This is a genomic window from Leifsonia sp. HAY1-4F (assembly GCF_056755275.1).
In genome coordinates this window covers 1-264 of record NZ_JBNDHX010000339.1, presented here as the reverse complement: position 1 = coordinate 264, position 264 = coordinate 1, and the positions used below count along the sequence as shown (strand labels likewise).

Sequence of the window (264 nt, the reverse complement as noted above, 5' to 3'; positions counted from 1 at the left end):
CAGCAGGAGCGTGTCCTTGGTGATGCCCGCGTTCGCTACGAGGACCTCAACCGGCCCGTGCGCCTCTTCGACAATCTTGAACGCTGCATCGATCGAAGCTTCATCCGTGACGTCGGCTTTGACGCCCAGGATTCCCTCAGGGAGTTCTGTTTCACTGCGGTAGGTAACAGCCACCTTGTCACCGTTGGCCAGGAAGGATTCCGCGATGGCCAGACCGATGCCGCGGTTGCCGCCGGTGATCAGGACGCTGCGACCGGTGGATAC

1 protein-coding gene is annotated in these 264 nt (G+C 61.4%); it reads right to left on the bottom strand.

Going from position 1 to position 264, the window contains the following annotated elements:
- Positions 1–264, bottom strand: a 264-nt coding sequence (locus tag ACPYOG_RS19750; RefSeq protein WP_481295816.1) for an SDR family NAD(P)-dependent oxidoreductase, incomplete at both ends; no start/stop codon positions are given.